Origin of the sequence: Paenibacillus fonticola DSM 21315 (assembly GCF_000381905.1) — a bacterium.
Classification (GTDB): domain Bacteria; phylum Bacillota; class Bacilli; order Paenibacillales; family Paenibacillaceae; genus Fontibacillus; species Fontibacillus fonticola.
In genome coordinates this window covers 23,404-48,805 of the sequence record NZ_KB907245.1, presented here as the reverse complement: position 1 = coordinate 48,805, position 25,402 = coordinate 23,404, and the positions used below count along the sequence as shown (strand labels likewise).

The window sequence follows — 25,402 nt, the reverse complement described above, 5'->3', positions numbered from 1 at the left end:
TGCCTTGGTATACGGGCCGCAATTAATATTATTTCGCCTTCGCGGGCTCTACACTGCTTAGAAACTTGGAAACTTTGCGAAGGTATTCTTTCGGATGCTCCCGGAAAATCATCTCATGATGCGAGCCTTGCACGATCCAGACGTCTGAAGCGGCATTCGTCTGGTTCTCAGCCAGCTTCTCGGCGATAGGATAAGGCGCCTTCTCATCCTCTGTTCCATGGATAAACAGGGTTGGGAAGGGATAATCGTTCGCTTTGACCTCGGTATACGGAATTTGGCGCATGCTCGTTCCGTTCAGCACTGGAAGCAGGAGACCGATAATTTCCAGGGAAGGGTGCCGTGGCAAATCGATATGCTGGCGGATATTATGGTACATCGTATCAGGCTCCAGCAGGAAGGTGCTGTCCAGAATCATGGCATCGATATCTTTACTTGTTAGCGCTGCCTGAAGCGCTGTGCCTGCTCCCATGGAGAAGCCCCATACAACAATTTCTTCTGCTCCGCGTTGTTTGGCAAGTTGAATTGCACCCAGCAGCTGTTCCGCTTCCTTCTTGCCGCCGGTCGCGACCTCCTTACTCGTCTGTGCCGCGAAGCCATAGTCGAACATAATGACATTATAATTGAGGCGATTGGCGTAATGAGCCAAATCGTACATTGGTACCCAGGGCTCTTCGCGGTTCGCTCCGTAGCCATGGCTAAATACAATCGTTTTCGTGGAATGCTCAGCCGGAATGTACCAGCCTTGCATCATGCGGCTGCTATCTGCCGCCGGGAAAAAAACATCTTCATATGCTAAATTTTTGGACAGCTTCGGATTGGAATACAAAGGAGCAACATTAGGATTGGACAGCACCCAGGCAATATATCCGTGCAGGACAATGAAGCAGAATATTAGAAAAAACAAGGAAGATAGCAGAAGAGCCACTAAAATGTGCTTGAGGCTGACCTGCCGTGCGGACAATATGCGCGTCTGTGGCGGTGGAGTGTCTTTCAGTCCTGATCTTAAGGGAAGATCACTCCGGGTTGTTGGACTCATGTTCTTCCCCTCCTCATCATATATTTAGTACAATATATACCCGGGCATACACCAGGGATCAGATGAAATAAATCTTAATATGTCGATTCCAGGCGAATCTTATAAAAATATCGTAAGGCAATAGGTTCAGTAAAGTCAATGATAGGATGATAATGCGTACGTGATGCATTGACGATTGAGAATGTTTTACATATAATTTATGTAACCACGTTTCACGTAGTGAAACTTATGGAGAGGTGAGGTCGGATGGAAGACCGAAAATTAACCGTTCGCGCGGTAGAGCGGGCGCTTGATATATTGATGTGCTTTACGAAGGGGAATGAGCTCGGACTAACGGAAATTGCCAACAGTATCGGACTTCACAAAAGTACGGTGCATCGCTTGATGACGACGCTAGAGGATAAAGGCTTTGTCATTCGTGATACGGCAACGGAAAAATATAGGCTGGGTTTAAAAATATGGGAGCTGTCTGCGCATTTGTCGCATAGCGATGATCCGGCTGTCCTGCTGCTTCCACAAATGGAGCAGCTTCGCGATCGGCTGGGGGAAACAGTTAGCCTTTATTTGCGGGACGGTACAGATCGGCTGAGAATCCAAGCGGTTCAGAGCAATCAGGCTATTCGCAGAGTAGCTCCGGTTGGTGCAAGGCTGCCGCTTTATGTCGGCGCATCCAGCAAGGTGCTGCTCGCTTATGCCGATGAATCGGTATTGCAAGCCGTACTGAACAGCCCGGACTGGCCTGCGGCGGTTGATAAGGAAATATATGTGTCCCAGCTCCAGGACATTCGGCAGTCCGGATATGCAACCAGTTATGAGGAGCGTGAGCCCGGGGCTGCCGCGGTGTCCGCGCCGATTTTTGATCGAAGCGGGGGAATAGCTGCGGCTCTGTCCGTATCGGGGCCTGTCAGCAGGCTGTCGCCACAAACTCTGATTGAATTCGGCCCTGTGCTGGTCGAAGCGGCCCGCGATATGGGCATGATGATTCATGCCTAAATTTGTATCATGCTGTGAAAGGACGGGTTATGTTGAAGAGGTAATGGCACAGCAGGCCTTGTACTTTTTACTGCTTCCGCAAGCGCACGGTTCTTTGTGTCCTGGAGCTTTGCCGTTAAAATACAGTTGCAGATTGCGGGCATAAAGTTCCTTGCGCAGCCTTTGGCCGAGCTTTTGCATTCTCTCGTGGGCATAATATTTCGAATACCCTCTGATTCATCGCGCATAATAACTGGATTTGTTGTATTTAAAAGCCGTACTCTATCTCTGAATGTATAATTAGTTGGATTTCTTACCGTTAAAATGAGGTTTAAGGCTAATAAGGCCCAAAACGATGTTTTTGACACACGGAATACAGCTATTTCGCGTCATTGGCGCAAGATAGACAAAATAAACACATGGAATCCAGCTAAATCCAACTTGGAGGGTCTACACTTAAGCCCTTATTTAAGTACGAAAGTTGAGTTAAAAAATATAAAGAGATAGTAAGACAGTGCAATTAGTAAGGTAGTGAAGGATGAGGTGGTCTGAACTGCGCTCAAACCCGGCGAATGACGGAAAACTCCAGGATATTATCGCTTTTCTGCATCGCTAGAAGCTCCCAGCGCACGGCGTCTGTCCTGGTCAGGCGTCATATGACGAGTGGTCAACCTTTAGCGGGAATGCCCTTGTTTGCCCTTGTTTGCCCTTGGTTGGCTTTGGTTGGCCTCGGATGGCCCCGGGTTCCGTAGCTTAAATGCAGCCGCGATGGGAAGATGATGCTGAAGCTCTGTATCTGACGTAATCTGGCTTTGGCGCAGTTAAATTCAGGAGAAGCCATGTGACGGCTTCTCCTGTTTAGATGTTTTTGCCGTTATAATGTTTTAGTTTGTTAATTGTTAATTGTCATATGTCATAAATCATATGTCATATTTCATATTTCATGGATCGTTAAAGTCCCAGGAAGAGCCCTATGGCAATAACGATAATTAAGCCTGACAGAATGAACCAAACCCCAGGATGGGCGAAATTGATCGTCCAGCCGATGCCGACTCTTTTCTCAACGGATAGGGAAGGGTCGTTCGGGTTGTAGTAAAACATGCCCAGCTTCCAGTAATCGTCATCATTCACGGGCACGACGGGGGAGCCGTCCTTCGAACGGCCAATCCGGCTGCCACCTTGACCAATCGTAATGGATAGAATGATTGCAAAGAGTACGATAAATAGGGGGAGCAGCAGGCTGACGAACATCATTGTGCTGTTCTCCAGCGGATGAATCATATTCAATTGTATGAAGGAAAACAGGCCGACAATCGTAAGTCCGGATAATATAGAAAACAAGGACCAGCGACGGCGAAAAGCTACATTTTGCCGCACAGAATGCTCAGGATTACCGGGGCTGATTTGCTGTTTGCTGCGTTGAATACTCCAGTTAACAAATATAAACAGCGCTATGATAAATAATTGCATGAGATTAGGATACAGTACGGTTACATACGATTTTGCGACACTGTTGATGATGTTGCCTTGCAAGTCAAACTTCATCGCAATCTGTTCCGGAATGCTGTCATAATAAATGAGAGCAGCAGCTGCGCTAACAAGCGAAAGGATAAGATGGATAATATACCATTTATTCGACAATACAAGCTTCTGACGGTGGAAGGAAGTGTCGACAGCCAACACAGCCTTTTTCTGAACAGATACGGGAAGCGAGGCTTTCAGTTTTTTCATATTAAAATAAAAAGTTATATTTAAAGCCAAGGAAAAGATCACAATCAGACAAATCATAACTCCAAATAACACACTCTGGAGCTCAGCACTGCTCTGCATTGATACATAGATACAGATAATAAATATAGGAATATAGAAAGCCAAACTGATTACAGCGTATTTCTTTCGCATTTTGCGGAGCGGCTCACTGCGGAAGACTTCCTCGCTAATGGAAATACCGAAGCTTACGGTCTCCCTCGTTAAATAAGGCATAAAAGCAAGAAGAGCTGAAATGGGTATAAACATAAATAAAAATGTGAGGGTAAATAATAGTGTCATTAAGCATTCCCCTTTTCGTTGTCGGTCTCTGTGATTTCCTTATGGATGAGTTCTACCATATCAATCAACTGCTGCTTGCCCATTCCCCGGCATATCGCTTCTGCGACGATTGGCTTCAACTGGCTGTGCTGCTTGGCCATGAATTCCTCCGTCACAGGGGGCATGCCTTCTGGATCAATGACGACGCCGCGCTGGCGATGCACCTGAATATATCCGTCCTGCTTGAGCAGGGTATAAGCCTTGTTTACGGTATGCAGGTTAACGCCGATATCCGCGGCTAAACTCCGAACCGAGGGAAGGGGTTCCCCCAACTTCAACCGTCCGCTGGCAATGCCTTCGATAATTTGGTTGACCAGTTGGGTGTAAATAGGGATATCCGATTGCATATCAAGTTCAATAATCAATATGACACCTCCACTTACTATCTGTTATATATATACTATAACAGTTACAACGAATATAAGCAATGCTTTTTTGAATGTCAGGTGGCAGGAGGCTCGATTAGTTTGTTTGGCTTGTCTTGACTTGAATTGGCTTGGCTTGGCCTAGCTTGGCCTGGCCTGGCTTGGCTTGTTTGATTTGATTTGGCTTGCCTAGCTTGGCTTGGCTTGATTTGATTTGATTTGATGGTAATGGTGGTTGCGGTGGTGCAGGTGGTAATGGCAGTAAAGTCAGTAATGGCAGTAAAGGTAGTGAAGGCAAGCTAGTAAAGGTAGTAACGGACACAGGAGGCGCTATTTGCGCATATTTCAACTATTCCAGTAAGTAACGGACACAGAAGACCTTATTTAGTAATTATTGTCCAGTTTTTTGGGTATTATATACAAATAAGTGCATCTGAGTCCGTTAGCTTGCCGTGATCGACGTATTTTAGCCAAATAGCGGATTCAGGGTCCGTTGCAGTACAAATACAGTTCAAACTCGATTACTGCTTGCTCATTATCTGCTCATTATCTGCTCATTACCTACTCACCACCTACTCACCAGCTACTTATCACCCGCTCACCAGTTACTCACCAGCAACTCACTCCTACTCCCCAACTAATCGCTGCCTACCTTTAAATTCTTGTACCTGCGAAATTTGCACAAAAAAAGAATGTCCCACCCAAAAGTTGGATAGAACATTCCTAAAAACAAGTATTTAATATTAGTTGTTAGATTGAATCATTTGCCGCAGTACAGTTTGCAAAATGCCGCCATTGTGGTAGTAGTCGACGTCGACCATGCTGTCGAGACGGGCGATTGCCGTAAATTCAAACTGCGTGCCGTCTTGGCGGGTCGCTACAACGGTCAGTTCTTGGCCAGGCTTAACGTCATTGCTCAGCCCGATAATATCAAACGTCTCTGTACCGTCAATCCCCAGCGTCTTCCAGCCATGTCCGTCCTGGAACTGGAGCGGGAGCACGCCCATGCCGACCAGGTTACTGCGGTGAATCCGCTCGAAGCTTTCGGCGATGACGGCTTTAACGCCAAGCAGGTAAGTTCCTTTGGCCGCCCAGTCGCGGGAGCTGCCTGTACCGTACTCTTTGCCAGCGATGACGACGAGATTTTGGCCATTTGCCTGGTAGTTCATTGAAGCATCGTAGATGGACATAAGCTCATCTGTAGGCAGATACTTCGTTACGCCGCCTTCTGTACCTGGAGCGACTTGGTTGCGAATACGGATGTTGGCGAATGTCCCCCGCATCATGACCTCATGGTTACCACGGCGGGAGCCATAGGAGTTGAAGTCCTTGCGGGCCACGCCATGATCGTTCAGGTAAATGCCGGCCGGACTTGTCGGCGAGATATTACCTGCCGGCGAGATGTGGTCGGTTGTGACCGAATCGCCAAGCAAAGCGAGCACGCGAGCGCTGCGGATATCAGTGATGTCCTGCAGGCCGTCGCCAATTTTTTCGAAGAACGGCGGGTTTTGAATGTACGTGGACTTCTCATCCCACTCATACAATTCGCCTTCTGGTACTGGAATGGCGTTCCAGCGTTCGTTCTGAGTAAATACGTTCTCGTATTTGCTGCGGAACATTTCCGGGCTAACGGAGAGACCGATCGCTTCCTTGATCTCTGCCGAAGATGGCCAAATGTCCTTCAAATAAACCGGCTGATTATTTTGATCGTAGCCGAGTGGCTCGCTTTGCAGATCAATATTTACCGTTCCAGCCAATGCGTAGGCTACAACGAGCGGCGGAGAAGCCAGATAGTTCGCTTTAACCTGGGCGTGAACACGGCCCTCGAAGTTCCGGTTACCGGACAGTACAGCGGCTACAGTAAGGTCATTCTCGGCAATCGCTGCGCTAACTTCATCTGGAAGCGGACCGGAGTTACCAATACAGGTCGCACAGCCGTAACCGGCAACGTGGAAGCCGAGCGCTTCGAAGGAATCGATAAGTCCGGCTTTGTTCAGGTATTCGGTAACGACAAGCGAACCTGGCGTCAAGCTGGTCTTCACATAGCCCGGCTTTGTAAGGCCGCGCTCGACCGCTTTCTTGGCAAGCAGGCCTGCGCCGATCATAACACTTGGATTCGAGGTGTTTGTACAGCTCGTGATCGCAGCGATGACAACTGCGCCGGCTCCAAGCTCGCTAGTGCTGCCGTCCGGATGCTTGACGGTAACTTTCTGGTTTACCTTCTCATCGCTAAGGCCATAGCCGCCCTTATCGACTGGAGTGCGGATAATGCCGTTGAAGTTCTCCTTCATATCCGTCAGCTCGATGCGATCCTGCGGGCGTTTTGGGCCAGCAAGGCTTGGCACGACGGAAGCGAGATCAAGCTCGATCAGATCCGTGAACTCTGGATCTACAGTATCGCTCGTACGGAACATGCCTTGCGCTTTGTAATAAGCTTCGACCAAAGCGATTTGCTCCTCAGAGCGGCCTGTGCTGCGCAAATAGGACAGCGTCTCGTTGTCGACAGGGAAGTAACCGATCGTCGCACCGTACTCGGGAGCCATATTGGCTACGGTTGCCCGGTCAGCAAGGCTGATATTGGCCAGACCTGGTCCGTAGAACTCGACGAATTTGCCGACGACGCCTTTTTTACGGAGCATTTGCGTTACAGTAAGTGCTAGGTCAGTTGCAGTAGCGCCTTCTGTCAGGCTGCCTACCAGCTTGAACCCAATAACTTCAGGTGCAACGAAGTACAACGGTTGGCCGAGCATGCCGGCTTCCGCCTCAATGCCGCCAACCCCCCATCCGACAACGCCCAGACCGTTAATCATCGTCGTATGGGAGTCAGTACCGACGAGGGAATCCGGGAATACAACGGTCTCGCCGTCGATCGTCTTAGTGGCGGCCACCGAAGCCAGATACTCCAGGTTGACCTGGTGAACGATACCGGTAGCTGGGGGAACAGCGCGGAAATTATTGAAAGCGGTTTGGGCCCAGCGAAGGAAACGATAGCGCTCCTCGTTGCGTTCAAATTCCACTTTCATATTATATTCCAGAGCTTCCGGTGTACCGAAAGCATCGACCATGACAGAGTGGTCAATGACGAGATCAACAGGAACAAGCGGGTTGATTTGCTTTGGATCACCGCCTGCTTTCTTCACTGTATCACGCATTGCAGCGAGATCAACGACTACAGGCACGCCTGTAAAGTCCTGCAGAACGATACGGGCAGGAATAAAAGGAATTTCCTTGTTCTGATCCTGACCTTCACTCCAGCCGGCGATTTGCTTTACGTGTTCCTCGGTAATTGCTCTTCCATCAAATTGACGAACGGCAGCCTCCAGCAGCACTTTAATGGAAAAAGGCAGCTTGGAAATTGAACCGAGACCTTGTTGTTCCAGCAACTGCAAATCATAGTAACGGTAGTTCTTTCCCCCAACTTCGAGATTACGGGAGACAGAGAAAAAATCTTTCGTTGTCATGAATGAACCTCCTTGTTTCACTAGATGAAACACTATTTCAAAAAATATCACTACATTAAGTATACCGTCCTCCTTGTTGGGAGTAAAGAACTTTTTGTTGGCAGAACGCTTGTTTTTCTAAGGCAGGACGCCTACTGAGCAAGTTTTTCCGGTACATACTCAATCCACTTCTCTCATATAAATGGAAATGATGAGGAGGGGATTGAATTGAACGATGATTGGAGAAGAACGTTATCCTTGTACGTGAACCAGCATAATCAGGATGAGGTGGATTATCGTCCCCGAAATGATGACGCCATTGTGGCTGATTTACAATATTTGCTCCGCCGTGGCGAGCGGAAGCGGAAGCTTCAGGAGTGGTATAAGGAACGCGGCGCGACTCCGCTGCGAAGCGAGACCAGGGCCAGGCTGTTGCGGGAAATTGAGAGCCGCAGCGGCGAAGTGGAGATCGAGCTGCAGTTAGCCCGCAAAACGAATTATGAGAAGGGAGGCGCCCGCCACCAGGAGGAGATCATCGACAGGCAGCGTCTGACGCTTCAGCGGGATGGAAATGAATGGATCATTACACGAATCGACCAGCCCGTGGCAGAGCGCCATATTCCTCTTAAGCTGCCCGACAGTCCAGGCGAGTGGGAGGGGCGGGAACGCGGTTCATTGCCGGGACCCTACCTGAATAGGAAGGTGCTTGGAGGTGGGGCTTCGCGAAGCACAGCTTACCGCCGCGAGGACGCTGTATTGTACGCCGACCGCTGGTGGGAGAGTTTTAACCCGGAATTTTCCGCTTTTGAAGTAGATTGCACCAATTATATATCCCAGTGTCTCTTTGCAGGAGGAGCCCCAATAAACTATACTGGAAAAAGGGAATCCGGCTGGTGGTACAAAGGGTATGTTGGCGGCCGGGAAGCATGGAGCTACAGCTGGTCTGTGGCGAATGCCTTAGAACGCCTGCTGACCTACAGTAAATCAGGACTCCGGGCAGAGGCCGTGGAAAGGCCCGAACAGCTCCAGTTGGGAGATGTCATCATTTATGATTGGGATGGAGACGGCGGTTTTCAGCACAGCACGATTGTGACCGCGTTCGATGCGGGCGGCATGCCGCTTGTAAATGCGCATACGACTCCAAGTAAGCACCGTTACTGGGATTACCGGGATTCATATGCCTGGACGGAGAACACCCTTTATCGTTTTTTCCGGATTGCGGATTATTTCTGAAGATTATTGAATTAATAAATTTTCAGGAGAGCTGGAACAATTTTATCATCGCAAGAAAATTACCGCTTATCATGGTCTGTCTTCTTAGAGAAGACGTCGGTAGATGAATTGCGGTTTGTCTTCTTAGAAAGTACGTCGATGGACGTTTTTCTTTTGACATGAGGCCAGCGCGGCAATCAATGACTATCAAAGAAAGAGGTTTATCATGGGACAAGACAAATTAACCGTCGGACTTATTTACGGCGGTAAATCCGGGGAGCATGAAGTATCGCTGCAAACGGCTCTGGCGGTTTCACAGGCATTTAACTACGAGAAGTACGAATTAATTCCTTTTTATATTACGAAGAGCGGGGAATGGCGGGTAGGCAGCAAGCTGACCGGTCCATTTTCGGCTTTAGAGGAGCTGAAGCTGGAGAACGGAGCGCATAACACGTCCGCGGCGATTAACATGCTGTTCGAAAAGCTATCCACCGGCCATAGCACACTTGACGTTGTATTCCCGCTGCTGCACGGAACGTATGGGGAAGACGGCACGATTCAAGGATTGTTTGAAATCGCGAATCTGCCTTACGTAGGTGCCGGTGTATTAGCGTCAGCCGCTGGTATGGACAAAGTGATTATGAAGAAGCTGTTCGCAGAGGCGGGGCTTGCCCAGTGTGAATACTGCTATTTCACAGCATCGGAATGGGAGCGTGACAGTCACGCGATCGTACAGGGAATAGAAGAGAAGCTCCGTTATCCTTGCTTTGTCAAACCGGCCAACTTGGGCTCCAGCGTAGGGATATCCAAAGCGAGAACGCGAGAGGAGCTATTAAGCTCCATAGCGATAGCGCTCCGTTACGACATTAAAGTGATCGTCGAGGAATTTGTAGATGCCCGTGAAGTGGAGGTCGGTGTACTCGGCAACGAGGAGCCTTTGTCATCGGTGCCGGGCGAGATTGTGTCCTCCAGTGAATATTACGACTACCAGGCTAAATATCTGGATGGCAAATCGCAAATGCTAATTCCAGCCGAGCTGGATACGGAGCTCGCGGAAGAGATTCGGGACTTAGCCGTCAAAGCATTTAAAGCGATTTCTGGCAACGGGTTGTGCCGGGCAGATTTTTTCGTAAAAAAATCCGACCAAACTGTATGGATCAACGAAGTAAACACGATGCCAGGATTTACTCCATACAGTATGTATCCGTTACTTTGGCGGGAGACAGGTCTTTCCTATGAAATGCTGCTAGACCGGTTGATTGAACTGGCACTGGAGCGGTACGAGGTCAGACAAAATCTTAACTTTGAAAATGGTGTGCAGTAAAACCGGGCACGATTTGCTCTCCGTCCAGGCAGAATGGGCGGCGAACGATTACGGAGATGGAAAGGAAGTAGAGCTATGGGCTTTCAAACCGAATTCAATTCAGTATGTAAATTCAAGAAGGAGCAGGAGCTTTATGAGCTTCTCGAGTATGGGCGCGGAAAAATGCTCAAGGAAGGGCTGCGGGTGTACCCAACCGGGCAAAAGGTGATTGCTTATTCACCGGATAACAAGGCTGTGGCGATCGTCAAAATTACCGCCTGCGTATCGGAAATTAATTTTAACGGAGATGAAGTGACATCGGTGGAACTGCAGCTTGTTCGTCAATTGACAGAGCAGGAATCTGCTGTGCAGACAGCGCTTGCGCATGAAATGTTCTTCGGGGATGTGGACTCCATTTGATTGTTCGCTTCGGATACGTAGCCATGTCAACGGTCGTAAAGAACGCTTCTCCATCCAAAACTATGACTTACAAGACGTTCAGCGGTCTGAGTGACCGAGCGGCAGCTATACGCCGTTTGGAGGCGATCTCGGCGGAAAATTTGCACAATACGCTCCGGCTATTGCGGCATAACGAGGCGAATGATATTAAGGTCTACCGCTTTTCCTCCAAGCTGTTGCCGTTGGCGACGCACGAAGCTTTAGTGGATTGGGACCCGTACAATGCGCTCGAAGCATCCTTTAAAGCCGTAGGTGATTATGTTAAACAGCATCGCATGCGCGTTTCGTTTCATCCGGATCACTTTACGGTGCTAAGCACGCCGCGTCCGGAGGTGCTGCAAAGCTCCATCCGCGATCTTTGCCATCATGTGGCGATGCTCGATGCGATGGGCTTGGACGCACGGGCGAAGAACAACATTCACGTTGGCGGTGCATATGGAGATAAGCAGTCGGCCGCCGGCCGCTTTAAAGAGAATGTTGCGTCTCTCCCAAGCCGTATTAAGCAGAGGCTGACCTTCGAGAACGACGATAAGACGTTTAATGCTCCAGAGACGCTTGCGCTGTGTGAGTCGCTCGGAATACCGATGGTGCTCGATATTCATCATCAGTGGGTGAACAATGAGGGAGAACAACCGACGGACTTGTGGCCGCGTATAATGAATACGTGGCAGTCGCCATTTGCACAGGCGGATTCACAAGGAGAAGAGCCGCTTCCGCCGAAAATTCACGCCTCTAGTCCCAAAAGCATGAGCGACCCCAGAGGGCATGCAGACCATGTCAACGTTTCACCTTTGCTTGATTTTCTACGTTCGATCGCAGCTTCAACCGATCGGATTGATGTGATGCTCGAAGCGAAATTGAAGGATGGCGCCCTTTTTAAGCTGATGGAGGACCTGCGTCAATATGAGGGCGACGGAGTTCATATTTTGAATGAAGCATGTGTCCGAATTGTCCCTTAACGCCGGTTATTGCTTGAAAAAGCAGCCGAAATAAGGTAAGTTGAACAAAAATAAGAAACAGCAATATAAGCTGAGCAAAATGAAGTAAACAAAAATACAGTGTTAGTTGGAGGTAGGTTCTACTATGGGAGAATTACTGGCAGGTAAAAATATTATTGTAATGGGCGTTGCCAACGATCGCAGCATCGCATGGGCGATTGCTCAAAGCTTGGCTGAACAGGGTGCCCGCTTGGCGTTTACATACGAGAGTGAGCGCGTGGAGGGCCGGGTGCGCAAGCTGGCCGAAACGATTCCTAACTCGCTTATTCTTCCATGTAACGTCACTGTCGATGAGGAAATCGATAGACTGGCCGATACGCTGAAAGGTGAATTCGGCGTGCTGCATGGCGTTGTACACAGCATTGCCTTTGCGAAGGCGGAGGATTTGGCGGGAGAATTTGCGGACACGTCCCGTGAAGGTTTTGCGCTGGCCAACGATATTAGCGTATACTCGCTCGTGGCCGTATCAAAGCGTCTTGCCCCGCTCATGACAGAAGGCGGCAGCATTATGACGATGACTTATATGGGGTCAGAGCGTGTCATGCGCAACTATAACGTTATGGGTGTAGCCAAAGCAGCTCTGGAAGCTTCTGTCCGCTATTTAGCGAACGATCTTGGACCGAAGAATATCCGTGTAAATGCGATTTCTGCCGGACCCATCCGTACGCTCGCTGCTAAAGGCATCAGCGATTTCAACTCGATTTTGAAGCAGGTTGAAGAGAAAGCACCTCTGCGCAAAACGACAGAAACCGCAGAAGTGGGCGATACGGCAATGTTCCTGCTCAGTCACCTGTCTCGCGGTATTACTGGAGAAGTTATATTTGTCGACGGCGGATACAACATCGTCGGTGCATAATTGCTTACATGATAAGGAAAGTTCGTTCCCGGCTGTCAGGTGCTTGTCCTGTGCTGGTTACGGGCTTTTTGCATAAGGAAGGACATTTCGGTCAAGCTGCCCGATTGCAGTCAGGGCGGGGTAAAAGGATGCAACTTTATGATCCTCAAGGCGTATAGTTTTATCAAGAGCAGATTACAAGATTAAGATAGAAAGTAGAGTGAACATTAGTGGAACCAAACGACAACGTGGTGGGCAGTAAAAGTCCGACAGCTGTAGCTATTAACTCGGCCTCCAAAGCTGGTGAATGGATTAAGAGCAGGCTTGGCACGTATAAGCAACTCGATACGAAGCTATCCCCACAGGATTTGGTGACGGATGTGGATAAGGGTGCGGAGCTAATGATCCGCAAGCTGATTCTTACTCATTTTCCCGATCATGAAATATTGGGGGAAGAAGGTATGCCGCCAGGCGCCGATGCTTCAGCGGAAGCTTTGGCCAAAGCGAGTACTTCGGACTATTTGTGGATCGTGGATCCGGTAGATGGCACGACTAATTTCGTACATGGCTTTCCATTCTTCTGCGTATCGCTCGCATTGGCTTATCGAGGCGAAGTGGTCGTCGGTGTGATTTATGATCCGCTCCGTGATGAGTTGTTTGTGGCCGAGAAAGGGAAAGGGGCATACGTGCACGGCAACCCGACCCACGTATCGGAGGATGCGGATCTGTCCAGCAGCGTAGTAGCCGTTGGCTTTAATCCGGACCGCCAATTTGCCCTGCCAACGAATATGAAGGGCATTAACGCGCTTGCCATGCAGACACGCAGTATAAGAGCCGGTGGCTCGGCCGCGCTTCATCTTGCTTATGTAGCAGCAGGACGTCTTAGCGGGTATTATGAAATCGGGCTGAATGTATGGGATGTGGCGGCAGGTGCCTTGCTGGTGAAGGAATCGGGAGGAACCGTGACGGATACGGAGGGAAATCCCTATCATCTCGGCGTGAAGCATCTTGTGGCCACAAACGGCAAAATTCACGGTGAAATGCTCGAATCCTTAAAGGCAGCAGAGGCTACTGGCATTTTGAAGTAAGTATTACGCTTTCTGGCAAACTTTATTTTCCGTGTCGGAGGATAGCTGGAGCCGTTGTTAGCAGACACTAGTTCTGAAATTCCTTAGTACATTGGTAATCCAACGATGAAAGGGTGTCCCAGAATGAGTGAAAATAACGAGAAGCGTTTGGAGGAAGAGCTTAGCGGGCTGCTAAGCGATGCCGAAGAGAAGAGCGAAGAAGAACGTCTTGAGGAAGGCCGCAAAAGTCTTCCATACAAATACGAAATCCGTATTCAGACGGAGCTTGATCCGATCGTAGAGGAAACCATCAAGTATCGGAGCATGGCCAAAGAGCTTGATGGCCGCTACGATGAGTATTTAAAGAAATCAGGACGTGGCGGGAAGGGCTCTGATTAATTCGGGCCCTTGTTTTTTGCTAAACGTGGCTGTTCCGCATCGGTCCGGCCAAATAGCAGTGCAAGTGTGAAGCCGGCTGGATTTGGTTGTTACACCGGCTTTTTGTGTGACGAGGAGTTGAGTTGAAATTGTTCAAAAATAAATACGGTATATGCCACGCTCTGACAGGGTTGCTTGTATTCGCGCTGCTGCTTTCTTTTCCGGCAAATATCCTGGCCGGGGCATCCGCGCTTCTGGCGGCAGAGAAGGCCCGCGGCGAGCAAGCTTTACCGATTGCCGTACGCCAGAAGGATTACAATATCGTTGCCCTTGGCGATTCCATTAGTGCTGGCTATGAGCCGGGAATGACCGCGCAAAGCACTCCTTACGGCTATGTGGAGCGTTTGAGGGAGCAGGGCCTGTACTACGGGCGGACAAAGACGTTTAACTACGGCATCTTGGGTCTGACCAGCGAAGGACTGAAAAATTACGTAACCGCGATTGGGAGCGGTAAACCAGTGAAGGCCGAGGCGATCCAGCGAGGAGTGCCAGATCCTCGAATATCTGTGCTGGCATCGGAAATTGCCGAGGCGAGAGCGAATATCGAACGGGCGGATCTGATTACGATTACGATTGGCGGCAATGATCTGTATCAGCTGATTTCAGATGTGGATGATTATGATTACAGTATCGCTGAGATAGAAGCCAAGGGAGAAGATCTGCTGAATGCCTATATTTTTAACGTTCGAGAAGTAATCCGGGCTCTCAATGAAATAAATCCAGAAGCGCAAATTATTTTGATGGATCAATATCAGCCTATACCGAAAATAATCGGAGGGACCATCTACAGCCAACTGCAGAGCGCGGCAAACAGCTTTACGGGGGCAGTAGAAGGGATTGCGGCCGAATTCACTACATTGGGCAAACTGGTAAAGGCAGCGCATGTGGCTGAGGTGTTTAAGGGGCGGGAGATTGTGTTTACTCACATTTTCCCCGGAGGTGATATTCATCCTAATCAGGCGGGCTATGAAGCGATTGCCAAAGTTGTGGCCAAGGAAGTGTGGGGGAGCTATCGCGAGACAGAAGCTTTGCGGGACGGAGTGCCCGTTAACGTCGTCATAAAAGGTAAGAAGCTGCAGACGCCCTATAAGCCGGTGCTTCGGAACAATCAGACCTTCCTGGCCATTAAAGATATTACAGATGCGATTGGTGCGGAATCCCAATGGGATAATCGCAGCAGCACAGCTACGGTTACATACGGCGGACGAAAGGTCGTCATTCCGGTCGGCTCCAGCACAATTGTAACGGGAGGGAAATCCGTGCCAACGGCGAGTCCGGCCTTTTTGAACAAAATCGGCCAGGAATCGAAAACTTATGTTCCGCTGGCCCTGCTTGCGCAAGGATTAGGTTTGGATGTGCAATATGTAGAAAAGACCAAGACGGTATTTATAAATTTATAAGCGTTCCGGCATCAGCTATCATTTAAATTAAAAAGGGCGGCCCCGCTTGTGATATGCTCCCTTACAAGTGCAGGTAAAATAAAACCTGTTTTGTGAGAAGCAGTTCATTGAATGCGGGAACCGTCCTTCTTTTACGACGAGATAGATAAGTTATTGCTGCATATGAATTTGGTTGTATGCAAGCTGATTTTATTGGGCTGCGATTTCGCGGAAGGATGCTTCCGCAGCGTCGAGTGTGAAATCGATGTCTTCATCGGTATGAGCTGTCGTCAAGAACCAGGCCTCGTATTTGGAAGGCGCAAGGTTGACTCCCCGATTCAGCATCGCCCGGAAAAAGGCAGCGAACATTTCACTATCCGTATTTTGCGCCTCTTCATAGTTTGTAACCGGGTGATCGCAGAAATGTGTTGAGAACGACCCGGCGATCCGATTGATCGTGAGCGGGACGCCGCTGCGGCGGGCGGAATCGGCCAGGCCGTCCGTCAGCTTGACGGCAAGCCGTTCCATTTCCTCGTAAACGCCTGCGCCTTGGAGCACTTCCAGGCAGGCGATTCCGGCGGAAATGGAGGCTGGGTTACCGGCCATGGTACCGGCCTGATAGGCCGGGCCGAGCGGGGCAACCTGCTCCATGACCTCCTTCGTACCGCCGTATGCGCCGATCGGCAGACCGCCGCCGATGATTTTTCCCAGCGCGGTCAAGTCGGGCCGGATCGCCTCGTGATTGGCGAGGCCGGTAAACGTCTGGGCCGAGCCGTAATGGAAGCGGAAGGCGGTGATCACCTCGTCGTAGATGACAAGGGCGCCGTACTGGCGGGCGAGCCTGCACAATTCCTCCAGAAAGCCTTCCTTGGGCATGACCATGCCGAAGTTGCCGACAATCGGCTCGACCATTACCGCCGCAACATCGTCGCCCCATTTGTTCAGGGCGGCCTGAAGCGCTCCGGCATCGTTAAACGGTACGGTGATCACCTCGTGGGCGATACTGGTCGGGATGCCCGCGCTGTCGGGAATGCCGAGCGTGGAAGGCCCCGATCCAGCCGCCACGAGCACGAGGTCGGAATGACCATGGTAGCAGCCGGCGAATTTAATGATCTTATTTCTTTTAGTATAGGCACGGGCAACACGGATCGTTGTCATTACCGCTTCGGTGCCGGAGTTGACGAAACGGACCTTGTCCATTGAAGGAATCTGGGACTTCAGCATTTTTGCCAGCTTGATTTCCAGCTCCGTTGGCGTACCGTATAATGTTCCGTTTGCAGCGGCTTCCTGAATCGCCCGGGTCAGATGGGGATGGGCATGGCCGGTAATGATCGGGCCGTACGCGCCTAAATAATCGACATAGCGGTTGCCGTCTACGTCCCAAAAATGGGAGCCCGACGCTTTGTTCATAAAAACGGGCGCCCCGCCCCCAACCGCTTTAAACGAGCGGGAGGGGCTGTTGACGCCACCGACAATATGCTTGAGTGCTTCTTCGTATAAACGTTCTGATTGAATCCGGTTCATGAGGTCATAACTTCCTTTCAAATGGTGTTAACGGTTGGCTTCGACGCCTGACGTCAATTGCTGTTGTTAACGCCTAATTGTCCACGTCAAGTGTCAAAGCTTGGGTCAATGGCATATTATTCATTCCGCCTTCCGCCGTACAATTACAGACGGGGCACCCCGGAATCTGCCGCTTCCGCTTTATTGCTCGAAGAATTGCCGGCAGCCGCAGGTCCTCCGGCAGCACCGGATTTGCTTCCCGTGTCGTCAGTTGAATTATCACTATCGGAGTTGTCTTCCGGTTCATTCGTTCTGCTGAACACTTCTTGTACGTATTCTTTGAGCTGTTCCTCGCTGCGGACGACAATCACGTCGGAGCCCCCGATTTTTTTCTCTATCAGCAGATTCATCGGCGGGATTTGCTCACTGGCGGTCATTTGGCTGTCATAGCCGATCGTCGCCAGTTTCCACATGTCATTGACTGTAAGGTTCGTATCAACGTACGGATTTACTTTTTCCAAAATCGTCGGAAGCTTCATTAGCGAAGTTGTCGAGATCATCTTCTCGGCCACCGCTTTAATGAAGTTGCGCTGACGTTCGGTACGCGAATAATCGGACAAGGCATCATGCCTGAAACGGACGTATTGCAGGGCGGCATCTCCGTCGAGGTGCTGCTGCCCTTTTTTCAAATTAATATCGAATTCGTGCTTATCGGCTTTACTTGTATAGCGCATATCCTTCTCTACATAGAAGTCGACGCCGCCGATGGCATCCACGAGCTCGATAAACCCTTGGAAATCGGTATAGACGTAATACTGAATCGGTATGCCAAGCAGTTCGGATACCGTCTGCATCGCAGTGTTCGGCCCGTAGGTGATCGCCGCATTGATCCGGTCGGAGCCGTGTTCAGGTATTTTTAAATACGTATCACGCATAATAGAGAATAGATAGGATTTTTTCTCCACAGGGTCAATAGAAGCGACCAGCATTGTATCAGAGCGGGGGATTTCGCCTTTCTTGAGCCCCCGGGCGTCTACGCCCATAAGCAAAATGTTGACTCGCTCCGTCCCTTCCCATTTCGGAGGTTCGGCTTCCTTCTTGGTTTCCACCGGCTGTACCTTATAAAAAGGGGAATCCTCGCCTTTCTTCTGAAATTGCTCTACTTGGTTGTATATGGCGATGAAATAATAAGCCGCCACGGCGATAATAGCGGCCAGAACCCCGGTAATTGACCAGATAATCGTGCGTTTTGTTCGTTTCGTCATAATATTCGTTCCTTTCAGGGGATAACGATGAAAACCGTTTTCATATTGGATGTTACACATACCCATCCATTATAATTTCTTTTGTAGGTACAATCAATTTTCGTATTTATGAACGCAAGGAGAGGAGCTTTTACAAAATGATTAATAATGAAGTGCAAGTGGGGCAGCTTGTCCCTGATTTCCGGCTTCCTGCCAGCGGGGGGGAAGAGATTTCCTTAAGCCAATATCGCGGCCGCAAGGTCATTTTATATTTTTATCCGAGAGATATGACGCCAGCCTGTACCCAGCAGGCTTGCGAATTCCGCGATCAGAGTGAAGTTTTGCAAAAGCATGGTGCGGTTGTGCTGGGAATCAGCGGCGACTCTGTAAAGTCGCATGATAAATTCATTGCTAAGCATGGGTTGTCTTTTCCGCTGCTTGCAGATGAGGACCACAGTGTCAGCCGTCAGTTCGGAGTATGGCAGCTCAAAAAAATGTATGGCCGTGAGTATGAAGGGATCGTTCGTTCGACTTTCCTCATCGATGAGGAGGGCAGGCTGCTGCAAGAATGGCGCGGCATACGAGTAGCAGGGCATATCGGCAAGGTGCTGGAGGCATTGAAGGACCATTCCCGGAAAAAGTGAGGTTGGCGCCGTTTCAGTTTGATAATAGTTTGTGCCTCGTAGTCTTTTTTTCATAACGTGTTCATATAATCTACCAGAAGCCAAAAGAATTGATATAAACGGCGGAGGTAGAATCGATATGAATAATAAATGGATATCCGGTCTCATGCTCGGTCGCATGATCTTTGTAGTAGTTGTTATTACTTTATTCGTTGCTGTTGTTCCGTTTGCGGAAACACAGAATGTATGGCCAGAGGCTGCCGCCCAGTCCCCGGTGAATGTGGCGGCTGTCCCTGCGGCCTCTTCCTCCCCAGCATGGATAGATGCCGGAATTGCCAAGCCCGGACCGAGCTCTGCGCCTGAATCCCGTGTTCACAACGGGGCTGATTCGCTTGCCGACACAACCTTAACTTCAACTTTCATATCAGCTTTACTAACAACACCATCAACAACCTCAACAACACCACCATCAGTGTCAACAGTATTAACAGCACCAACACCAACAACACCATCAGTATCAACGTCATCAACATCAACAGCAGGATCAACAACCCCAACATCAACCTCCATATCAATCTTAGCCTCAGGTCCATCCGCTGCTGTATCGGCTGCCGCCACCTTAAAATCACAAGAGAACAGCAAGGTGGTTTATCTTACGTTTGATGACGGCCCAAGCAAGCTGACGGACGAGGTACTGGCCATTTTACGCCGCGCCGACGTGCCTGCTACGTTTTTTTTGCTCGGAGAGCAGGCAAAGCGTTATCCGGAGGTTGTGAACCGGATCAATGAGGCAGGGCATGCCATCGGCAATCATACCTATAATCATAAGTATGATGCATTGTACAGCAGCTTCGGAGAGTTCTGGTCACAGATCAAGGAAACGGAAGAAGTGCTAAGAAAAATTACCGGATCGCGTACCCCGCTTGTCAGGGCACCAGGGGGGACGTACGGTCATTTTGATAAAAATTATTTCAATTTACTGGAGCAGGGCGGTTACAAAGTTTTCGATTGGAATTTGGACAGCGGAGACTCCAAGCGCAAAGGAGTGCCGGCTTCGGAAATATTAGAAAACATCACTTCTGCCAAACAGGGGCAATCCATGAACGTCCTCATGCATGACGGTGCAGGCCATGAGCAGACGGTAAAAGCACTGCCGAAAATTATCGAGTTTTACAAATCGCGGGGATATGAATTCCGCGCTCTTACTCCGGATGATTCCCCGGTTCAATTTGCCGTAGCACCTTCTATGAAGAACAGCAAGCGTCCGGTGCCTTCCAGTGCCTGGATCCAGACGCACGTTGTGCCGAATGCAGCGCTATTCATGTCCGGGTCTCCATTATTCGTTGAGGCAGGCAATGTGGAAACACGGCTTGAAACGGGGGAATATGAGCTTCGCGATAGCCAGTACAGAGTGCCTCTCCGGACATTGATGGAGCGGCTTGGAGCAGAGGTGAGATGGAATGATAAGGAACAAGCTGCTGTTGTATCGTGGAGAGATGCGATTATTACGATTCATACCGTCGAGGGAACGATGAGAATTGAAGCGAAAGGCTCGGCTGCAGTCGAATCAACCGTCACCCTGGACAGAAAAAACGGCCTCATATGGCTGCCGCTGCGCAGCTTGCTTGAGGCGGCGGGGCATGACGTTTTGTCAGTCACAGTCAATCAGGACGAGAGAAGGGTGCGGGCGTTGTAAAGCAGATGCAATGAGTCAATGAAGTGAATCAATCAATATAATGAATCGATGCAGTGAGTCAGCTAATCAGCGAATCCTATGTAATATGACATTCTCTCATCGACGTCTATTTCCGGTAGTTTCTGGCGACAATGATTCGTAGAATGGTTGCCGGAAATGGAGGTTAGAAGAGAAATGATGCATGAATCTTCGGTAGATCTGCTCGGAAAGCTGGTTAACCGGGTAGATAGCGTAATTACAGGAAAAAGAGAAGAGATCGAACTTGCAGTTGTCTGCCTTTTATATGGCGGTCACCTCCTGCTAGAGGATGTGCCAGGCGTCGGCAAAACGCTGCTCGTTCGCACACTCGCCGCCTGCCTTGGCGGCACGTTCGGCCGAATTCAATTTACCTCGGACCTGATGCCGTCCGATGTAACGGGCGTATCGGTTTATCGCCCCCAGACAGGGCAATTTGAATTTCGTCCCGGTCCGGTCATGGCTCATATCGTTCTTGCGGATGAAATTAACCGGGCTGCTCCGCGAACCCAGTCCGCCCTGCTGGAGGCGATGGAGGAGCACAAAGTGACGGTGGATGGCACGACCTATCCGCTGCCAGCCCCATTTCTGCTGCTGGCGACACAAAACCCATTGGAATATGAGGGAACCTATCGTCTTCCGGAGGCACAGCTGGACCGATTCTTAATGCGCATCACCCTGGGTTATCCGGAGCCGGAACAGGAGATAGAGATGCTGAATCGCATGCAGGAGAGGAAATTCACCGAGGAGATCCGTCCTCTGCTTCTGCTGGAAGAGGTTGCTCAGATGCAGCGTCAAGTGAGAAAGGTTCTCGTTGATGACCGGATTAAACAGTATCTGGTAGCAGTTGCCGCAGCCTCGCGTCGTCATCCTCGCATAGCGCTTGGAATTAGCCCGCGCGGAACATTGGCCTGGATGGGGGCGTCCCAAGCGATGGCCTATTATAAAGGGAGGACGTACGTCATCCCGGACGATGTGAAAGGCGTGGCAGCCCCGGTGCTGTCTCATCGTCTGGCGCTTACGGCAGAAGCGAGATTATCGGGTTTACAAGGGGAGAATATCGTCACTGAACTGCTGTCACAGGGCAATATTTCTTTATTTCACCAAGTACCGGGAGTATCGTCATGACGGGCGGCGGATGGAGGAGTTGGTTTGCTGCTGTCATAGTAACCGGTTGTCTTGCTGCTCTATACGCCTGGAAGGGCGGAGCAGCTTCGCTGTTTCTCCTCCTGCTGGCGCTGTTCATTATTGCCATCGGCGGATTCATCCAGTTGAGCGGGCCGAGGCAGGCGGTTGTTAGGCGGACTTGGCATCCCATTTCCCCTTATGATGGGGAAGAGATTGAAGTTACGATTGCAGTCAGTTTAGCTGGCGGAATGCCTCCGCTCTGGCTGCGGGTTCAGGATCATATAGCTGGTGAAGAAGAGGAGGGCGGCCGGCTGCTCTTCACCGGGTTCAAGCGCGAGCATACCGGTAAATATCGGCTGAACGGAATGTCGCGAGGCTTATATGCCGAAGGGGCCACAAAGATCGTTTGGGGTGATTTCTTCGGCTGGTTCACCGGCGGTCTGCAGGTTAGAGGAACGGATAAGCTTCTTGTTCAGCCCCTCCCGCTGCAAGGCTTATCTTCATCTGCGTTAAAAGGTTGCGAGGAGAATGACAGATTAGGAAAGCCAATCTATTCAAATGAAGTTTTAGCTGGAGACAGCCGATTAAGAAAATATGAATTAGGAGATCCTCTTGGACGCATCCATTGGAAAAGCTCTGCTCGCAGTGGATCACTGATTACGCGGCTCCCGGATGAAAGACAGGAAAATCCCCCCAGCCTGCTGCTTGATACGAACGAGAAATCCTATTGTCCGGACACTTTTGAAATCGCTATATCGGCAGCGGCAGCCTGGCTGCATCAGGAGAGCGCTGGCACTGGGGAGCTGTATTTTTACCTGGGTATGGAGCATTACGGTCTTCAAATTGCCGGAAAAGAAGGGCTCTTTAGCGGACTGGAAATGTTGGCGAAAGCCCGAATTGTTAAAAATACTTCCGATAGGATCCCGGCATTGATACGGCGTGGAATTAATCTTGTTCCTGGACAGCGGATTACGGTGATCACCGGTTACTTGACCTCCCCTCTGGTTGCAAAAGTTTTGCAAATGGCTGATGCTGGAGCGTCCTTGAATTTGTGGCACGCTGGACCAAAGGTCAGCAACGCGGCTGACGAAATGCTAGCACAGCTTGGATCGCGCGGGATTCAAATAACTTACCTCCTGCCTTATGCCTCGTCAAAATCGAAGATGGCGACAGGAGGTAATGAGCATGTCATCGCTTAGAACGGAGGGAACTTCGGTTTATTCCGCATCGGGCGCCGCCGAAGCTTCCGCTGAATCCGCTACTGCTAATTCTGCTCAATCTGCTGAATTCGCTGAATTCGCTCATTACGATCGACACGGGCCGATCAGAAGCCGGGTGCAAAGAAGTGCGCTTTCCTTACTATTATTTTTGCTGTTTGGCGAATGTTTGTATCCTCTCTATTCTATTGTGATAGAACAAGAGAGAGGAAGGATTGGCACTTTATTAATATTTACAGGTGCCCTGCTAATTGTGGGCTGTCTTCGTTTGGCATCATGGCTGCATCTCATGCTGAGCTTCATGCTCATTGCCGGTGCCTTGTATTATTTGTTTGGAATTCATGAGGGACTTCATTGGTTTAACGGCTACAGTGAACTGTGGATCCACGACTTGAAAGAAGTACTGCATTCGGGAAGGCTTAATCAGGTGAGCGCAGAGACGCGGATGCTATTACTGTTATGCGGATGGGCTCTGCTGGTCGTCTCCGTGCAGATGCTGGCTATAGGCAGGCAAACCATTTTGCTGTTTCTCTCGCTTGCCGTAATTTATTTATTGACGCTGGAAGTCGTGTTCGATGCTCATGTATTCTGGAATATAGTACGTGCGGCCGGAATCGGCCTGCTGATCCAAAGCCTCGTATTCACAATGTACTTGCGGGAAGAAGGGTATATACATTTGCGCTCTCCATACCTTGGGCACAATATTTGGAAAGCGTCAGCCTCCGCTGCTGTCCTTGGCCTGGTGCTGACAGCTGCTGCCCTGAGCTGCTTGCTGCCGATTCAGCATGAGCGGCCACAGCCGCTGCAAGCTTTAATGAAAACGATCCAGAGCTGGAACGCCGGGGAACGCTTCGCCTCAGCGAAATTGTCGGCTGCAAGCGTATCGGGCTATGGACGGGACGATGATGTACTCGGAGCACCGCTTGAGCTTCGGAGAGAGGCGTATTTTACGGCGAGGTCGCCTATGGCGGCTTATTGGCGCGGGGAAAGTAAAGGAGTGTATACCGGACGCGGCTGGATTCAGCCTATACGCCATGGAGACGCGGAGCAGGTCTACAGTAATGAGGTGCCGACGCCCCGGCTGCGGGATACGATGGACAGCAGCCGGGAGATGAAGCAGACGATCATTTTTAAAGAGCCGATATCCGGGACCCGGCCTTTAATGAGCGGGGGGCTTCCCGTTCAGGTCGAGCGCCTATTTACGAAGGATTTAATCGGCGTTTCGCTGAATACGAGGTTCGATGTTGACTCGGATGCGATATTTATTGAACGAGTATCTCTTGCTGAAGGAATTCAGGGCTATGAACTGACCGTTAGCCAGCAGCCCCCGGCCGGAAATGATTTGCGGTACGTCCAGGGGGAAGATCCGGTGCAAATTGTAGAGCGATATGTTCAGCTTCCGGATAGTTTGCCTGAACGCGTTCGGACGCTCAGCGCATCGCTGGTTCAAGACGCGGATAACCGTTATGATGCGGCAATGGCTGTTGCAAAATATTTAAAGCAGCATTACTCCTACAGTTTGAACACAAGCATTCCGCCGGCCAATGAAGATTTCGTCGACCGGTTTCTGTTCGTTGACCGTCAGGGGTATTGCGATCATTTTTCTACGGCGATGGTTGTCTTGCTGCGCAGCAGCGATATTCCGGCCCGGTGGGTCAAAGGCTTCGCCCCCGGAGAGCAGAGCAAGCAGGATCACAGCCTGTATACGGTATCTTATGCCGATGCCCATGCATGGGTCGAGGTTTATTTTCCCGGAAAAGGCTGGATCACATTCGATCCGACACCAGGATATGAGGCCGGTATGACGGGTTTGGCAGTGCATCAGGGTCAGAGGGATTTGCCTCCATGGGCAGCAAATATACTGCAGGGGATACTGGAGCGGGCAGCCTCGGTGATTGCCGTTATGCACCGTGCTGCAGCCGATTTGCAGGCATCATTCACAAAGGAACCGGTTGCCTGGACGGCGGTTTTGCTTGGAGGCGGGCCGGCAGTATGGTTTGTGATGCGGGTTTTAGCACGAGGCTTCCGCGACATGATTGCCTATCGAAATTTATTTTTACTGTGGGTTCTGCTTACAAAGCCCCGTTACGGCTTTCCTGATCGGAGCCTGCTGTTGAATGCCGCTGACCGGGTCTGGCGAGAGCTATACCGCCTTTACGGGAGAAAGCCCGAAGCGATGACGGCTAGGGAATATGCCGGACTGCTCGCTGCAAAGCAGCTGAGAAACTTCAGCCAGTTGGAGGAGTTTATCTCGAATTGGGAAATGATTTATTATGGGGGATTTCGCCCGGACCGGACAAACAGCAAAAATTTTCTGGATATATGCCGGAAGTTGGCTCTGCGCCGTGGATAAGATGTCTTCCGAACTTTCTTGACGACTTCTT

Annotated in this window: 22 protein-coding genes; 14 read left to right on the top strand and 8 right to left on the bottom strand. The window is 50.2% G+C overall.

Translation table 11 applies throughout. The annotated features are described in order from the left end of the window. Positions 1-28: 28 nt before the first annotated feature. Positions 29-1,036 (bottom strand): alpha/beta hydrolase, encoded by a 1,008-nt coding sequence (locus G358_RS0100180; RefSeq protein ID WP_019635170.1) that lies wholly within the window; start codon positions 1,034-1,036, stop codon positions 29-31. A 246-nt stretch (positions 1,037-1,282) separates the two neighbouring features. On the opposite strand from G358_RS0100180, the gene G358_RS0100175 reads away from it, so the two are divergent. Continuing rightward, entirely contained in the window at positions 1,283-2,029 is a 747-nt protein-coding gene (locus tag G358_RS0100175; RefSeq protein ID WP_019635169.1) for an IclR family transcriptional regulator, read from the top strand. Between the two features lie 27 nt (positions 2,030-2,056). Here the strand turns inward: G358_RS0100175 and G358_RS32015 are convergent, their stop codons facing one another. From G358_RS32015 to acnA, 4 genes are all read right to left on the bottom strand, one after another. After that, the gene (locus G358_RS32015) at positions 2,057-2,209 is read right to left on the bottom strand and encodes an SEC-C metal-binding domain-containing protein (protein WP_240479904.1); all 153 of its coding nucleotides are present in this window, start codon (positions 2,207-2,209) and stop codon (positions 2,057-2,059) included. A gap of 750 nt (positions 2,210-2,959) precedes the next feature. Further along, complete coding sequence (locus tag G358_RS0100165) at positions 2,960-4,057, bottom strand: DUF1648 domain-containing protein (protein ID WP_019635167.1); 1,098 nt, start codon at positions 4,055-4,057, stop codon at positions 2,960-2,962. Then, positions 4,057-4,461 carry a GntR family transcriptional regulator gene (locus G358_RS0100160; RefSeq protein ID WP_019635166.1) on the bottom strand — a complete coding sequence of 135 codons (405 nt, stop codon included), beginning with the start codon at positions 4,459-4,461 and terminating at the stop codon, positions 4,057-4,059. The genes G358_RS0100165 and G358_RS0100160 overlap by 1 nt, the downstream gene beginning before the upstream one ends. Before the next feature lie 743 nt (positions 4,462-5,204). After that, positions 5,205-7,922, bottom strand: a complete 2,718-nt coding sequence (acnA, locus tag G358_RS0100155; RefSeq protein ID WP_019635165.1) for an aconitate hydratase AcnA — start codon at positions 7,920-7,922, stop codon at positions 5,205-5,207. A 207-nt stretch (positions 7,923-8,129) separates the two neighbouring features. On the opposite strand from acnA, the gene G358_RS0100150 reads away from it, so the two are divergent. The 8 genes from G358_RS0100150 to G358_RS0100115 all read left to right on the top strand — a co-directional run bounded on the left by G358_RS0100150 (position 8,130) and on the right by G358_RS0100115 (position 15,613). Next, positions 8,130-9,134: an amidase domain-containing protein gene (locus G358_RS0100150; RefSeq protein ID WP_019635164.1), complete on the top strand. Its 1,005-nt coding sequence runs from the start codon at positions 8,130-8,132 to the stop codon at positions 9,132-9,134. A gap of 205 nt (positions 9,135-9,339) precedes the next feature. Continuing rightward, the gene (locus G358_RS0100145) at positions 9,340-10,437 is read left to right on the top strand and encodes a D-alanine--D-alanine ligase (RefSeq protein ID WP_019635163.1); all 1,098 of its coding nucleotides are present in this window, start codon (positions 9,340-9,342) and stop codon (positions 10,435-10,437) included. A 75-nt stretch (positions 10,438-10,512) separates the two neighbouring features. Further along, positions 10,513-10,836 (top strand): hypothetical protein, encoded by a 324-nt coding sequence (locus G358_RS0100140; protein WP_019635162.1) that lies wholly within the window; start codon positions 10,513-10,515, stop codon positions 10,834-10,836. Further along, entirely contained in the window at positions 10,833-11,834 is a 1,002-nt protein-coding gene (gene uvsE / locus G358_RS0100135; RefSeq protein ID WP_019635161.1) for a UV DNA damage repair endonuclease UvsE, read from the top strand. The genes G358_RS0100140 and uvsE overlap by 4 nt, the downstream gene beginning before the upstream one ends. 124 nt (positions 11,835-11,958) lie before the next feature. Beyond that, positions 11,959-12,729 carry an enoyl-ACP reductase FabI gene (gene fabI / locus G358_RS0100130; protein ID WP_019635160.1) on the top strand — a complete coding sequence of 257 codons (771 nt, stop codon included), beginning with the start codon at positions 11,959-11,961 and terminating at the stop codon, positions 12,727-12,729. Positions 12,730-12,938: 209 nt separating this feature from the next. Continuing rightward, positions 12,939-13,796, top strand: coding sequence for an inositol monophosphatase family protein (locus G358_RS0100125; protein WP_019635159.1), 858 nt, complete (start codon positions 12,939-12,941; stop codon positions 13,794-13,796). A gap of 123 nt (positions 13,797-13,919) precedes the next feature. Continuing rightward, a complete protein-coding gene (locus G358_RS0100120; RefSeq protein WP_019635158.1) occupies positions 13,920-14,174 on the top strand; it encodes a hypothetical protein in 255 nt (84 codons plus the stop codon). Between the two features lie 128 nt (positions 14,175-14,302). Then, entirely contained in the window at positions 14,303-15,613 is a 1,311-nt protein-coding gene (locus G358_RS0100115) for a stalk domain-containing protein (RefSeq protein WP_019635157.1), read from the top strand. A 189-nt stretch (positions 15,614-15,802) separates the two neighbouring features. Here the strand turns inward: G358_RS0100115 and G358_RS0100110 are convergent, their stop codons facing one another. Further along, positions 15,803-17,116, bottom strand: coding sequence for a glutamate-1-semialdehyde 2,1-aminomutase (locus G358_RS0100110; RefSeq protein WP_019635156.1), 1,314 nt, complete (start codon positions 17,114-17,116; stop codon positions 15,803-15,805). Positions 17,117-17,259: 143 nt separating this feature from the next. Further along, positions 17,260-18,360: an LCP family protein gene (locus G358_RS29200; protein WP_033403673.1), complete on the bottom strand. Its 1,101-nt coding sequence runs from the start codon at positions 18,358-18,360 to the stop codon at positions 17,260-17,262. A gap of 137 nt (positions 18,361-18,497) precedes the next feature. Between G358_RS29200 and bcp the strand changes: the two genes are divergently transcribed. Then, entirely contained in the window at positions 18,498-18,983 is a 486-nt protein-coding gene (gene bcp, locus G358_RS0100100) for a thioredoxin-dependent thiol peroxidase (protein ID WP_019635154.1), read from the top strand. 351 nt (positions 18,984-19,334) lie between these two features. On the opposite strand, the gene G358_RS33770 is transcribed toward bcp, so the two are convergent. After that, positions 19,335-19,580 (bottom strand): hypothetical protein, encoded by a 246-nt coding sequence (locus tag G358_RS33770; RefSeq protein WP_240479902.1) that lies wholly within the window; start codon positions 19,578-19,580, stop codon positions 19,335-19,337. On the opposite strand from G358_RS33770, the gene G358_RS29190 reads away from it, so the two are divergent. From G358_RS29190 to G358_RS29185, 4 genes are all read left to right on the top strand, one after another. Further along, a complete protein-coding gene (locus tag G358_RS29190) occupies positions 19,531-20,658 on the top strand; it encodes a polysaccharide deacetylase family protein (RefSeq protein WP_276203550.1) in 1,128 nt (375 codons plus the stop codon). The genes G358_RS33770 and G358_RS29190 overlap by 50 nt on opposite strands. 174 nt (positions 20,659-20,832) lie before the next feature. Beyond that, the gene (locus tag G358_RS0100090; protein WP_019635151.1) at positions 20,833-21,801 is read left to right on the top strand and encodes an AAA family ATPase; all 969 of its coding nucleotides are present in this window, start codon (positions 20,833-20,835) and stop codon (positions 21,799-21,801) included. After that, positions 21,798-23,000 carry a DUF58 domain-containing protein gene (locus tag G358_RS0100085; RefSeq protein ID WP_019635150.1) on the top strand — a complete coding sequence of 401 codons (1,203 nt, stop codon included), beginning with the start codon at positions 21,798-21,800 and terminating at the stop codon, positions 22,998-23,000. Before G358_RS0100090 ends, G358_RS0100085 begins: the two co-directional genes overlap by 4 nt. Further along, the gene (locus G358_RS29185; protein ID WP_019635149.1) at positions 22,987-25,371 is read left to right on the top strand and encodes a transglutaminase-like domain-containing protein; all 2,385 of its coding nucleotides are present in this window, start codon (positions 22,987-22,989) and stop codon (positions 25,369-25,371) included. Before G358_RS0100085 ends, G358_RS29185 begins: the two co-directional genes overlap by 14 nt. Positions 25,372-25,402 lie beyond the last annotated feature (31 nt).